Annotated in this window: 9 protein-coding genes; 8 read left to right on the top strand and 1 reads right to left on the bottom strand. The window is 39.6% G+C overall.

Annotated elements, in window-relative coordinates:
- Positions 1-8 precede the first annotated feature (8 nt).
- Positions 9-632: a lipoprotein signal peptidase gene (locus AACM45_RS10630; RefSeq protein ID WP_339142570.1), complete on the top strand. Its 624-nt coding sequence runs from the start codon at positions 9-11 to the stop codon at positions 630-632.
- On the opposite strand, the gene AACM45_RS10625 is transcribed toward AACM45_RS10630, so the two are convergent.
- On the bottom strand, positions 629-1,189 hold the full coding sequence (locus tag AACM45_RS10625; RefSeq protein ID WP_339142569.1) for a 5-formyltetrahydrofolate cyclo-ligase: 561 nt from the start codon (positions 1,187-1,189) through the stop codon (positions 629-631). The two genes, AACM45_RS10630 and AACM45_RS10625, sit on opposite strands and share 4 nt — an antisense overlap.
- Before the next feature lie 390 nt (positions 1,190-1,579).
- Here AACM45_RS10625 and uvrC point away from each other — a divergent pair, with 390 nt between their 5' ends.
- The 7 genes from uvrC (at position 1,580) to AACM45_RS10590 (ending at position 14,059) form a co-directional block, all read left to right on the top strand.
- A complete protein-coding gene (gene uvrC / locus AACM45_RS10620) occupies positions 1,580-3,364 on the top strand; it encodes an excinuclease ABC subunit UvrC (RefSeq protein WP_339142568.1) in 1,785 nt (594 codons plus the stop codon).
- 9 nt (positions 3,365-3,373) lie between these two features.
- Complete coding sequence (locus AACM45_RS10615; protein WP_339142567.1) at positions 3,374-5,626, top strand: patatin-like phospholipase family protein; 2,253 nt, start codon at positions 3,374-3,376, stop codon at positions 5,624-5,626.
- Between the two features lie 335 nt (positions 5,627-5,961).
- Positions 5,962-6,738: a DUF3108 domain-containing protein gene (locus AACM45_RS10610; RefSeq protein WP_339142565.1), complete on the top strand. Its 777-nt coding sequence runs from the start codon at positions 5,962-5,964 to the stop codon at positions 6,736-6,738.
- A gap of 7 nt (positions 6,739-6,745) precedes the next feature.
- Positions 6,746-7,708: a tryptophan 2,3-dioxygenase family protein gene (locus AACM45_RS10605; RefSeq protein WP_339142563.1), complete on the top strand. Its 963-nt coding sequence runs from the start codon at positions 6,746-6,748 to the stop codon at positions 7,706-7,708.
- 10 nt (positions 7,709-7,718) lie between these two features.
- Complete coding sequence (locus AACM45_RS10600; RefSeq protein WP_339142562.1) at positions 7,719-8,996, top strand: M23 family metallopeptidase; 1,278 nt, start codon at positions 7,719-7,721, stop codon at positions 8,994-8,996.
- A 1-nt stretch (position 8,997) separates the two neighbouring features.
- Complete coding sequence (pgi, locus tag AACM45_RS10595) at positions 8,998-10,635, top strand: glucose-6-phosphate isomerase (protein WP_339142561.1); 1,638 nt, start codon at positions 8,998-9,000, stop codon at positions 10,633-10,635.
- 157 nt (positions 10,636-10,792) lie between these two features.
- A complete protein-coding gene (locus AACM45_RS10590) occupies positions 10,793-14,059 on the top strand; it encodes a TonB-dependent receptor (RefSeq protein WP_339142560.1) in 3,267 nt (1,088 codons plus the stop codon).
- The last annotated feature ends 18 nt before the right edge of the window (positions 14,060-14,077 follow it).

Raw genomic sequence — 14,077 nt, 5'->3', positions numbered from 1 at the left:
TGTAAGAAATGAATTTAAAAAGATCCCTTATTTTAATCAGTATAATTTTACTTATTGATCAGCTCAGTAAAATTTATATCAAAACACATTTTCTATACCAAGAGTCCATAGAGGTATTCAGTTGGTTCAAAATACTTTTCATTGAAAATGAAGGAGCTGCTTGGGGAACCAAGCTAAGTGATATTCTACCCATTTCAGATTCTGCCGGTAAATTGATTTTAACCATCTTTCGCCTTTTTGCCATTTGTGGTATCGGTTATTGGTTGTATGACATTATTCAAAAGAAGTCCCCGAAGGTTTTGATTTTAGCGGTCTCTTTAATTTTTGCTGGTGCTTTGGGCAATATCATAGACTCTATTTTCTACGGGGTAATCTTTAATAACAGTTACAATGAAGTAGCCACTTTATTTTCAGAAGAACCCTACGGTAAGCTATTTTATGGAAAGGTGGTGGACATGCTATATTTTCCTATCATTAAAAATGCCACATGGCCTTCTTGGTTTCCAATAATCGGAGGGAACAATTTTTCTTTTTTCGACCCAATTTTCAATATTGCGGATACTGCAATCAGCACTGGGGTAGGTATCTTAATCTTTTTCAATAAAAAGGCCTTCGCCAAAGTAGGGCATTAGAATTTATACACTTTTTCTGGGGTGACACAATAATCTAGCGGAACATCGTATTCGTTGATGTCATTAATCTTTGATTCGGCTTCAAAAAAGGACAATCCTATTTTAATTACGCTTGATTTACATTTTTTCAAAAAGGTATCATAGTATCCTTTGCCATAGCCAACGCGATTTCCCATTTTATCGAATGCCAATAGGGGTATAAAAACAACGTCCATTTTAGGTTCATCAATCCTGATCCCATCAACTGGCTCAGGAATATTCAATGTGTTGGATATTAAAATCGTGCTATCCGTCAATAGGTAATTTTGAAGTAGGCCGTTAGCAATCATCTTTGGAACAACGATATTTTTGTCTTTCCCTTGAAGTACCGTAAGTATGGAAGTAGTATCGACTTCTTTATTTGAAATAATGGATAAGAAAATATGGTAAAAAGAAAAATTCCATATAGGCAAAGCAAGCAACCTATTGGCTATTTCTAAACTATGACTTTCAATTAAACTGGAATCAAGTAGGTCTCTCTTTTTCCGGTATGCTAATCTAAGTTCTTCTTTCGTCATCTACGGAAGTAGATAGGTAAAATTGGGTAGGTCTTTGGGGAACAAAAACTACTCTCTAGTCGATGCGGCAAAATAAATTTTGAAGAATAACATCAAAATCAAGTACATGCCCAATACAATTAAATAATTTTCCATTTGTTAACCTTAATTTGAACTAAAAATAGCAATTTTTTTTCTAAATGTCCTATGAAATGCATTTTTTTATCGTTGAAATGCACAATTTTTATAAAAAATTTAACGAAACCAAATATGGGTGACAATTCAATTGCGGAAAAACCTTAGAACAATTAAGGTAATTGTTGGTTTAGAACATTTAGTAGTGTCAAAACCGGCAATGTTTAAAAAACATAGTAATTTCACCTTTAATAAATACGCTTTCGTCAAATACTCATGCCAGTACCTATAGAAGTCCAATTGAGCGCTTTACCGACCAACCCCGGGGTATACCAATTTTATGATGGCAATGATAAGATATTATATGTCGGCAAGGCTAAAAACCTAAAAAAACGTGTCTCATCTTATTTTACAAAAAAACATGAGTATGGCAAGACCAGGGTAATGGTCAAAAAAGTCAATCTTATCAGGCATATTGTCGTAGCCACTGAATCTGATGCGCTGTTACTCGAAAACAGTCTCATCAAAAAACATCAACCCCGGTATAATGTCTTGTTGAGGGATGATAAGACATACCCTTGGATCTGTATTAAAAATGAGCGTTTTCCAAGAATTTTTCCTACGAGAAAAGTAATCAAGGATGGGTCGGAGTACTTTGGGCCTTATACCAGTATGAAAACCGTCAAAACGCTGCTTGATCTTATCAGAAGTGTCTATCCGCTCAGAACCTGTAATTACGATCTGTCGCATGAAAAAATAAGTGCCGGCAAGTACAAGCGTTGCCTCGAATTTCATTTAGGCAATTGCAAAGGGCCCTGCGAGGGACTACAATCGGCCGATGCCTACCACAAGCAAATCGATGATATACGTGACATCATCAAAGGAAATTTCAAGAGTTCATTACAGTACTTCAAACATCAAATGAAAGCGCTTGCCGCTGAGATGGAATTTGAAAAAGCGCAACGCATCAAAGAAAAAATCGAAGTGCTTGAAAGTTATCAGGTGAAATCGACTATTGTAAATCCAAAAATCAGCGATGTCGATGTTTTTTCCATTTTTTCCGACGAATCATATGGCTATGTCAATTATTTGCAAGTTTCGCATGGTTCCATTATCAGGTCGCACACTTTAGAGGTTAAGAAAAAGCTCGACGAGAACGATGCGGAATTGCTACAGCTGGCCATAGTTGAGATCAGACAACGTTTTAAGTCCGTATCAAAAGAAATTTACCTCCCTTTCCATGTAGAACTTGATGAGAACTTGAAAATCACACTCCCTAAACTTGGCGATAAAAGAAAGTTACTCGATTTGTCAATTCGAAATGCCAAGTTCTATCGACAAGACCGATTCAAACAAATAAAGATCACCGATCCCGATCGCCATACGAAAAGGGTGATGGCCCAAATGAAAAGTGATTTGAGGCTTTCTGAAGAACCGGTACATATCGAATGTTTTGACAACTCGAATATTCAAGGGAGCAATCCTGTTGCGGCATGTGTTGTGTTTAAAAATGGAAAACCTTCAAAAAAAGAGTACCGTCACTTCAATATTAAAACAGTGACCGGGCCAGATGATTTCGCATCTATGGAAGAGGTGGTTTTTCGAAGGTACAAACGCCTATTGAACGAAGGCGAATCGTTGCCGCAACTCATTGTAATCGACGGTGGTAAGGGGCAGTTGTCCTCTGCCTTAAAAAGTTTGGATATTTTAGGCTTGCGAAGAAAAATAGCGATAATCGGTATTGCCAAACGACTAGAGGAAATTTATTTCCCCGATGATCCCATACCTTTATACTTGGATAAAAAATCAGAGACCTTAAAGATCATTCAGCAGCTACGCAATGAGGCCCACCGCTTTGGCATCACGTTTCACCGAAACAAAAGAAGTGCCGCGGCCATAAACTCAGAACTCGAAGGTATTGAGGGCATAGGCGAAAAAACCGCTGAACAACTCTTGAAAGAATTCAAGAGTGTGAAACGTATACGAGAGGCATCAATTGATACCTTGGCAAAATCCATTGGTATGGCAAAAGCAAAAAAAGTCTTTGAGTCATTTCATTGATATCAGTCTATGTCAAAGAAAATAATAGTTCTAGTAGTATTCGGCCTGCTCAACTTTGTTCGGGCTCAAGACGGGCCTAAGATCGGTCTAGTGCTAAGTGGTGGTGGTGCCAAAGGGTTGGCCCATATTGGCGTATTGAAGGTTATTGAAGAAGCAGGCATCAAAATCGACTATATCGGTGGCACCAGTATGGGAGCAATCGTTGGGGCCCTCTATGCATCAGGATATTCGGCCAAAGAACTTGACTCCATCTTCAAGACTACCGATTTTCCAAACCTGATACAAGATAATGTGCCCAGAAGCGCCAAAACGTTTTACGAAAAAGATGATTCAGAAAGATATGCACTCAGTCTTCCCTTTGACAATTTCAAGGTAAGCTTTCCTCAAGGTATCTCGGGCGGACAAAACATTTATAGTGAGTTTGTCAGACTACTCTACCATGTAAAAGATGTACAAGACTTTAATAGGCTTCCCATTCCATTTTTATGTATTGCCACTAATGTAGAGACCGGTGAACCTATTTTACTCAACAAAGGCTATTTGCCAGAAGCTATTATGGCAAGCGGCACGTTTCCCTCACTATTCGAACCTTCAGAAGTAGATGGCAAAATACTGATAGATGGGGGCGTGGTCAATAACTACCCCATCAATGAGGTCAAAGCACTTGGGGCAGATATCATTATCGGCGTGGATGTTCAAGATGCCCTTGCAAATAGGGAATCGTTGTCGTCGGCCACTGAAATACTGCTACAAATAAACAACTACCGTACCGTAAATGATATGGTCAAAAAAAGGAAGCAGACCAATCTTTATATCAAACCGAATATTGAGGATTTTTCAGTCATAGACTTTGAAAAAGGGCCTGAAATCATTGAAAGTGGCGAGCGTGCGGCCAGGGAAAACTGGGATGCACTTGTGGCGCTTGCCCAACAGCAACCTGAACGTAACGATACTAAAAGAACGGCCAGTGTGCAAGACAGTTTGACCATAAACCGATTGGTCATCATCGGTAATGAGACCTACACTAGGGGCTATATAAAAGGTAAGCTTCGCTTTAATCTTGCCGAAAAAATTTCTTTCTCGAACCTTCGCCAAGGTATTAGCAATTTATCGGCAACAGGAAACTTCAAGGCCATTCGATATAAACTGGTTTCGAACGGCCTGGGCACTGATCTTATCTTAAACCTTAAAGAAAAACCCACCAAAATGTTTATCAAGATGGGGGCCCATTACGATGATCTATACAAGAGTTCCGCATTGATAAACCTTACGCGAAAAAACCTTTTCATGAAAGACGACGTAGCTTCTTTTGACCTTATCGTAGGTGACAACATACGTTACAACTTGCAATATTACATCGATAAGGGGTTTTATTGGAGTTTTGGTATCAATTCAACATTTAACGAATTCAATGAAGAAATTGATTTTGACCTCATCCGGGATAATTTTGATGTGCTTGATGATCCCAATATCGGCGAGATCAATCTTGACGTGACCGACTTTACCAATCAAATCTACTTGCAAACCGTTTTGCGTGAAGAATTTGCTTTTAGTTTAGGCTTAGAACACAAATTATTGCGATACAGTACCCGAACTTTAAATAATACCGTCATTCAAGAAGACGCTATGTCATTTCAACCTACTTCGAATGAACGCACTTTTTTTGAGGATAGCCATTACTTGAGTACCTATGGTCGACTAACCTTTGATACCTATAATGATAAATATTTTCCAACCAAAGGGTTGTTCTTCGATGGGGATTTTCACTTCTATTTACTCTCATCCGATTTCAATGAAAACTTCAGGGAGTTTTCAATAGCCAAGGGACGACTCGGCACGGCGATTACGATTGTCCCAAATTTAGCGATCAATCTAGAGACCGAGGGAGGGTTCAAGCTGGGATCTTCTTCAGTCACCTCATTTGATTTCGTATTGGGTGGGTTTGGTGGTGTAACCATTAACAACTTCATGCCATTTTTTGGCTATGATTTTTTGAGTTTGCCCGGTAATAGTTACGTAAAGGCCTATTCACGATTGGATTATGAATTGGCCCCAAAGAACCATTTATTATTTACCGCAAATGTAGCCAACGTAGCTGATGATCTTTTTAGAACCGGAGATTGGTTCACCGCACCTGATTTTTCAGGCTTTGGGGTAGGCTATGGCCTGGAGTCGTTTTTAGGTCCGGTACAGGTGTATTATTCTTGGACCCCACAACTCAATGATAGCCAAGTATTCTTTAGCGTTGGCTATTGGTTCTAGGCTTTTGAAATCAGTTGTTTTTAGACAATTTATCTTAACAAAAAACTAAATAGTACTAAGAAATTCCAAATATTGATTGCCCCAAGTTAAAGTTGGTTAAAAACGGCTATACAACAAAAAGGGCACCCTATCTTTGTATAACAAGAGGGGTGGTTCCCTCTTAACTTTAAGTATTGGTTTTTCATAATTTAAAGTTTGGTTGGTTATTTAGGAAAAGCCCCGATGTGAACATTGGGGCTTTTTTTGTGCAATACTTTGGAATAACTTTTGTTTAAGTAACTGTAAATTCAAGTTGGAATGCGTTGTTTTTAATAATTTTACATTGTTCACGCTTTATGAAAAAGAATTTTACCATACTGTTCAGCCTGTTTGTTCTTGTCGCTATGGCCCAGAACAACAATGCCTATAAATCAGGTGAATGGTTAAAGTTCCGAATTCACTACGGAATCTTTAACGCAAGTTTTGCCACCTTAAAGTTAGAATCAAAAAAACTGGATACCATACCTGTTTACCATGTCGTTGGAAAAGGAAGTACAACGGGTTTGGCCCGCCTATTTTTCAAGGTCGATGATACCTATGAAAGCTATTTTGGACGCTACGATAACAAACCACATAAATTTATACGAAAAATCGATGAGGGCGGATATACCAAAGACATGGAAATCAACTTTGATTACACAGAGAAAAAAGCCCTTTTAATTGATAAGAAGAACAAAAAAGAATTTGATTTTAAAATAGACAACAAGGTACAAGACCTCATATCAGCAGCGTATTACCTAAGAAATCAATATACGATCGATGACCTTACAGTTGGCGAAAGTATTAAGATGAATATGCTTTATGACGATGATGGGGTATATCAGTTCAAACTCAAATTTTTGGGCAAAGAAGTCGTCAGAACAAAGTATGGCAAAGTAGAATGCCTAAAATTCAGGCCATATGTACAATCGGGTCGCGTCTTTAAAGAGCAAGAAAGCTTAACTTTGTGGGTATCGAATGATTTGAACAAGATACCGATTCGAATAAAAGCTGATTTGGCAGTAGGCTCTATAAAGGCTGATTTAGATGGCTACAATGGACTTAAAAATCAGTTCAAAATAATTATGGATTGATTGACCGATGAATAAAGATGAGCGAATTGAGTCCCAAATCAACAAGCTTGAAGAAAAATTTAAAAATTCTGGACAAGACCTAAGCTCTTATTTAGATGGATTGCTCTATCAGCGTTACTTGACCTATTGGGATTATATACATCTAGACACCCTTCTGAGTATCCAAGTGCCGCGCACGTACTTCCCTGATGAGGAGATTTTTATCATGTATCACCAAATCACCGAGCTATATTTTAAGCTCATATTACATGAACAAAAGCAATTGGTTGATGACAAATCACAAGATTTAGACTTCTTTATCGAAAGGGCCAATCGTATCAATAACTATTTTAAAGCATTGACCTCTTCGTTTAGCATAATGATAAATGGTATGCAGCGAGAACAATTTTTAAGGTATCGCATGTCATTGCTGCCCGCCAGTGGATTTCAATCGGTACAATACCGTATGATCGAAATCTATGCGACACCCTTAGAAAATTTGATCCACTACCAAGAAAGGGAAAAATTCTCAGAAAAAAATTCGAACGAAGAACTATACGAGCATATCTATTGGAAAAAAGGAGCTACCGATATCGACACAGGGGAAAAAACATTGACTTTAAAGCAATTTGAGTATCGATACACCCCTAGATTGATACGCATTGCCAATCAAGTAAAAGGCAATACGATCTATCATAAATATCTAGCACTGCCAAAGTCACATCGTGAAGACAAAACCCTTATAGAGGCACTTAAAAACCTTGATCTAAATGCCAATGTGAACTGGCCGTTAATGCATATGGGTTCTGCCTATCGTTATCTGTCAAGGGATAAGGTTGCAGTTGACGCGACAGGTGGAACCAACTGGAAGGCGTATTTACCACCAAGTTTCCAGAAAATAATATTTTTTCCAACTTTGTACTCTGAAAACGAATTGAATACTTGGGGCAAAGAGTGGGTCGAACACATCTTTAATCCTGATAATAAATAAAAACGAATTCATGCAAAAAATTTGGGGCATATTTTTAGCATTGGCAATCTTAAGTTCATGTGCAGAGAACCAAAAAAAAGATACGAAGGCCGTAGCACAGATCGCCATTGAAAAACCGATTGAAAAAAAATATGGTTTTGATATTGAAAAATTCAAGATAGTACATGATACTATTAAAAATGGTGATAGCTTCGGAAAGTTGATGCTCGAAAACCACGTTGACTACCCTAAAATCGTAAAAATTGCAGAAGAGTTCAAAGATACCTTCGATGTGAAGCGAATCAAGGTCGGCAAACCCTACGTAATCTTAAAATCTAAAGATACCCTCGAAAAAGCGCAAGTATTTATTTATGAAAACGACAGAGTGAATTACACCGTCGTAGATTTAAGGGATTCAGTGAGAGCCTATAAAAGCAAGAAAGAAGTGAGCTATGTGCAACGAGAAGTTGGAGGGGTTATCGAAAGTAGCCTTTCACAGTCTTTGGATACCCTAGGGGTTGACTATGCCGTCACTATTAACCTGTCAGAGATTTATGCATGGACCGTAGATTTTTTCAAACTTGAAAAAGGAGACAAGTTCAAGATCATCTATAAAGAAAGGTACATCAATGATACGATTTATGCCGGCTCAGAACCTATTGAGGCAGCATATTTTGAACATAAGGGTGTTCCCATTTATGCCTTTCCATATACGACCGATAGCTTAAAGCAAATTTTAGACTATTATGATGACGAGGCCAAAAATTTAAGAAGTACTTTCTTAAGGGCCCCGATCAAGTTCGGTAGTTACCGCCTCTCATCAAGATATAACCTTAGAAGGCGTATTGCCTACTACGGCTACAAGGTAAGACCACATCGCGGTACGGACTATGCAGCACCTGTAGGCACTCCGATTATCGCCACTGCGGATGGTACGGTCACAGAATCGACTAGAAGGGGCGGTAATGGAAAATATGTGAAAATTAGGCATAACGGTACCTACAGCACACAATACCTTCACATGAAAAAACAAAAAGTGAAAAAGGGGGAATTTGTACGCCAAGGAGATGTTATTGGCTGGGTCGGAATGACGGGTAACACGGGTGGCCCCCACGTTTGTTACCGCTTTTGGAAAAATGGGGCCCAAGTAGACCCCTTGCGTGAAAAATTACCCACCGCAGAACCTATTGCAGACTCATTGAAAATAAAGTATTTAGATCATATAGCCCCTATAAAGACACAACTTGACTGTATTCAATATAAAGTTTTTGAAAAAGAAGAAGATAATCTGTTAACCTTGAACGAGTAACATGGCCCTACCTAAAATTGATCCAACAACCACAGCTGCATGGAAAAAGCTTGTGACCCATTTTGAAAAGAGTAAAAATGAGCACTTAAAAACACTTTTTGAAAACGATTCGGATAGGGCCAAGAAGTTTACGGTTCAGTGGAACGATTTCTATGTTGATTTTTCAAAGAACCGTATTTCCAAGGAAACACTTGATCTGTTATTTGGTTTAGCCGATGAAGTAAAGTTGAAAGAGGCGATTTCTGCCTATTATGGCGGTGAATTGATAAATGAAACGGAAAACCGTGCCGTTTTACATACCGCACTGCGCGCCAAAAAAGGAGATACCGTACTCGTTGACGGAAAAAACGTGATGGAAGAGGTATTTCAGGTAAAAGAACATATCAAGACCTTCACGGAAGGAATCATATCTGGAAGCAAAAAAGGCTTCACGGGCAAAGCGTTTACCGACGTTGTAAATATCGGCATAGGTGGATCGGATTTGGGTCCGGTAATGGTCGTTGAAGCCTTGAAATTTTATAAGAATCACCTTAAGACCCATTTTGTAAGTAATGTTGATGGGGATCATGTGAATGAGGTTTTAAAAGAGCTCAATCCCGAGACCACCCTTTTTGTAGTGGTCTCTAAGACCTTTACCACCCAAGAGACATTGAGCAATGCGACCACTATTAAAAAGTGGTTCTTGAAATATGCATCAGAGAGCGATATTGCAGCCCACTTTGCAGCCGTTTCCACAAATACCGAAAAAATCGCCGAGTTTGGTATTGCAGCCGAAAATGTTTTCCCGATGTGGGATTGGGTCGGAGGTCGTTTTTCACTCTGGAGCGCGGTAGGTTTATCAATTGCATTAGCAGTTGGGTATGAAAACTTTGACAACCTTTTGGATGGGGCAAATGAAATGGATGTACATTTCAAGACCGCTGATTTCCCAGAGAATATTCCAGTTGTGCTGGCCTTAATCAGTGTTTGGTACAACAATTTCTATGGTGCCGAGACTGAGGCGATAATCCCCTACACTCAATATCTTAATAGGTTTTCTGCCTATCTGCAACAAGGTATTATGGAAAGTAATGGCAAAAGTATGGATAGGGCCGGCCATAGGGCTTCTTACCAAACTGGCACGATAATCTGGGGAGAACCAGGCACCAATTCACAGCATGCATTCTTTCAACTTATCCATCAAGGCACCAAGTTGATTCCGACGGATTTTATCGGATTCAAAAATTCGTTACACGGTGACACGGACCATCATAATAAGTTGATGGCCAATTTCTTTGCCCAAACCGAGGCATTGATGAACGGCAAGACAGCCCAACAAGTTTCAGACGAGCTGAAGTCTACTGACATGACACAGCAAGAAATCGAAGCACTACTTCCATTCAAGATATTCGAAGGAAATAAACCTACCAACACCATCTTAATACAGCAATTGACCCCAAAAAGCCTCGGGGCCCTTATTGCTATGTACGAACATAAGATTTTTGTGCAAGGTGTCGTTTGGAATATCTTCAGCTACGATCAGTGGGGTGTTGAGTTGGGCAAGCAACTTGCCAAAAACGTACTTCAAGACATTGAAAATTCCGAAATTGGCAATCATGATTCCTCTACATTGAACCTTTTACATTTTTTTAAGAGTTGATACACCTTTAATTAATCTTTAAAACAATTATATTCTTTTCATTTTCAATTATTTGAACAAATTCTAAAAAGTTATCGTTGGCATATTCTTAACATTATGTTAACCTACGAATAGTAGTAAAACAAGACTTTTGCGAAACAATTCAAACACTTAGAAAATGAAAAGAATCTACCTAATTGCTATTGCATTATTAGTCTCTGCAATGGCTTTTTCACAAGGTGTTACCACATCGGCCATCGGCGGTAAGGTAACAGACAACACTGGGGAGCCCCTTCTCGGTGCAAGTATTGTGGCCGTTCACGTGCCTTCTGGAACATCTTATGGCGCAGCAACTGATTTTGATGGGTTTTACAGAATATCAGGGATGCGTACCGGTGGTCCATATACGGTGACCATTTCTTATGTTGGTTTTAATGATGACATAAGAGAGGGGGTTTACTTAAATCTAGGTTCCACCAATAGAATCAACGTGCAAATGGTTGAATCGGCTACCGCTCTTGATGAGGTAGTTGTAACGGCAGTCTCTAATGGTGTTTTCGGTTCCAATAAAACAGGTACCGAAACCAATATCTCACAACGTCAAGTAGCCACTACTCCAGCGGCTTCGCGATCTCTAGCGGATTTTGTACGTTTAACGCCCCAAGCACAGCTTAATGAAGGTGATGACGGATTTTCAATTTCGTTGGCAGGTCAGAACAACCGATATAACGCTATCTATATTGATGGTGCGGTAAACAATGACGTTTTCGGTTTGGCCGGATCGGGTACCAATGGGGGCCAGACTGGTGTGAACCCCTTATCTGTGGATGCAATTGAAACTTTTCAGATAAATATTGCTCCTTTTGACGTAAAACAATCTGGTTTCTCCGGTGGTTCGATCAATGCGGTGACCCGTTCTGGATCAAATGAGTTTGAAGGTTCGGCATATTACTTCACACGTAATGAGAACTTGGTCGGTAGAACGCCTGGCGCGCTTCTTAACGAAGGTGACGAACGTGAGCGGGTAAGTGAGTTTTCTGCTGATACTTACGGTGTGCGATTAGGTGGGCCGCTTATTGAAGATAAATTATTCTTCTTTGTAAACTATGAGCGTAACGAGACTGAGATACCCCAACCATTTATCTTCAGTAATTATACAGGGCGTTCTTCAGAAGCCGATTTGGCAGGACTGAGTAGTTTCTTACAAAATAGCTTTGGGTACAACCCAGGTATCTTTGATGATAATACGCGTTCATTAGAAAGTAACACGTTTGTTGCAAAGGTCGATTGGAATATCAATGAGAATAATAATCTGTCCCTAAGACATAGCTATGTTGGTGCCGAAAATCTTGAGGCACGAAATTCAGGTAATAGAAATATCGGCTTCCTTAACGGATCTGAATTCTTCGAATCAACCACGAATTCCACGGCTTTAGAACTAAACTCTCGATTTGGCAATAAGTTCAGTAACAATTTAGTAATCGGTTATACAACGGTTCGAGATGATAGAGATCCTTCTGGTGATCCGTTCCCTACGGTTCAGATACAAGATGGTGACGGAACCATTAATTTTGGTTCAGAACCATTTTCAACTGCCAACTTATTGGAAACCGACTATTTGACCATAACGAATAATTTTGAGATTTATGCCGGTCGCCACACAGTGACCGTGGGCGCAAACCTTGAATTTGCTACCGTTAAAAACCTCTTCTTCGCATTTAACTTTGGTTCATATGTTTTTGAAGACCAATTTGATGACGATGGTAATTTATTATCTACGGGGCTAAACCAATTCTTGACCAATCAAGTGGCCAATGAGTATAGCCATGGATATTCTTTGATAGGTGATGGAACAGTTGGTGATGAGTCTAACGGTTCTGCTGATTTCAACACTTTTCAAGCTGGTTTCTATGTACAGGATGATTTTCAGATTACCGATGATTTCAAGGTAAGTTACGGGGCACGTATTGATATTCCAAGATGGGAAGATGGTACGGTCAATGATGACTTTAATATGCGTACGATCCCATTATTGGAGGCCGAAGGGAAAAACCTTCAAGGCGCCCTTGTAGGGCAAGGTGTTGGTACTGCCATGTTTGCCCCAAGGTTAGGTTTTAACTGGGATGTGAACGGTGAAAGATCGACCCAAATACGTGGTGGTCTCGGTGTATTCACCTCTAGACTTCCTTTGGTATGGCCAGGCGGAACTTACAACAATAATGGTGTTACCGGTGGTTTTACATTTGATGCAACATTCTTTGGCCCTGATGCCGGACAATTATTCGAACCTGACGTAAATAACCAATTCAAGTCAGTTGCGCCGGGTACTGGCGGTTTAGGTGGTAATATCGATTTAATTGCCGAAGATTTTAAACTACCACAAGTAGTAAAATACAATATTGCGGTAGATCAAAAACTACCATGGTGGGGCTTGATTGCGTCTGCTGATTTCTTATACACCGATGTCATTACCGATGTATTCTACGAAAACTTGAATCTTCGTGGTCCTGTAGGTTTTTATGAAGGTGCGGATAACCGTCCATTCTATGACAGGGGAGACGAAATCGATGATACCTATGGTAGAATCATCCTAGCCTCAAATACTGGTGGTGGTAATTCGACTAACGCTACATTTACCATTAGAAAACCATTTGACAATGGGTTTGCGGGATCAGTTTCCTATACGTATGGGGAATCAAATAAGATTTTTGACGGTACGTCTTCCCAAAACAGTTCACAATGGAGGAATATCTTGACCGTTAACGGTAAAAATTCGAATCTTCCTGTGACACGTTCTGATTTTGCTTTGGGTAATCGTATTATCGCCGATGCATCGTATCAAATACGATGGAACGATAACATCAAATCTACGATAGCCTTATTCTATCAAGGTTTTCAAGGTAGCCCGTACAGCTTTAGCTATAGGGAAGGTAGGGATCTATTGAACGATGATTCTCGAGACAATGCATTGATTTATATTCCTAGGAATGCTTCGGAAATACAATTTTCTGGTGATGCAGCTGAACAAGCCGCACAATGGGAGCAGTTGGACACCTTCATTAATAGTGTGGAACACCTGAGGGAAAATAGGGGTGGTTATGCTGAGCGCAATGCCACTAGAGGACCTTGGAGCCATATTGTTGATTTGAAATTCTTACAAGACTTTTCCATTAACATGGGTAACAAAAAGCACACCCTTCAATTGACTGCTGATATCTTTAACTTCACCAATCTTTTGAACAACGATTGGGGTAGGTTACAAACTGTAGGTAGCGAGGTAAGCCCCCTAACTACGGTTAGTTCAGGTAGCGGCACTCCAGTGTTCAGCATCAATCAAGGTGTAATGGATGAGAACGGAAATCCAAATTTCATCGAATTTGACGATGAGGGAATTCAGTCTTCAAGATGGCAAGCACAACTGGGCATTCGTTATATCTTTAACTAAAAGCCCTATCACTTTACA

Origin of the sequence: Croceitalea sp. MTPC5, from assembly GCF_036985505.1 — a bacterium.
Lineage (GTDB): Bacteria > Bacteroidota > Bacteroidia > Flavobacteriales > Flavobacteriaceae > Croceitalea.
Note: the sequence above shows the minus strand (reverse complement) of the source record. Positions and strands in the feature narration are given on the sequence as shown.

Bases quoted from the DNA above. Each gene is read 5' to 3' on its own strand.
- AACM45_RS10610 (WP_339142565.1), top strand. From the start codon at position 5,962: ATGAAAAAGAATTTTACCATACTGTTCAGCCTGTTTGTTCTTGTCGCT.
- pgi (WP_339142561.1), top strand. From the start codon at position 8,998: ATGGCCCTACCTAAAATTGATCCAACAACCACAGCTGCATGGAAAAAG.
- AACM45_RS10590 (WP_339142560.1), top strand. From the start codon at position 10,793: ATGAAAAGAATCTACCTAATTGCTATTGCATTATTAGTCTCTGCAATG.
- AACM45_RS10630 (WP_339142570.1), top strand. From the start codon at position 9: ATGAATTTAAAAAGATCCCTTATTTTAATCAGTATAATTTTACTTATT.
- AACM45_RS10600 (WP_339142562.1), top strand. From the start codon at position 7,719: ATGCAAAAAATTTGGGGCATATTTTTAGCATTGGCAATCTTAAGTTCA.
- AACM45_RS10615 (WP_339142567.1), top strand. From the start codon at position 3,374: ATGTCAAAGAAAATAATAGTTCTAGTAGTATTCGGCCTGCTCAACTTT.
- uvrC (WP_339142568.1), top strand. From the start codon at position 1,580: ATGCCAGTACCTATAGAAGTCCAATTGAGCGCTTTACCGACCAACCCC.
- AACM45_RS10605 (WP_339142563.1), top strand. From the start codon at position 6,746: ATGAATAAAGATGAGCGAATTGAGTCCCAAATCAACAAGCTTGAAGAA.
- AACM45_RS10625 (WP_339142569.1), bottom strand. From the start codon at position 1,189: ATGACGAAAGAAGAACTTAGATTAGCATACCGGAAAAAGAGAGACCTA.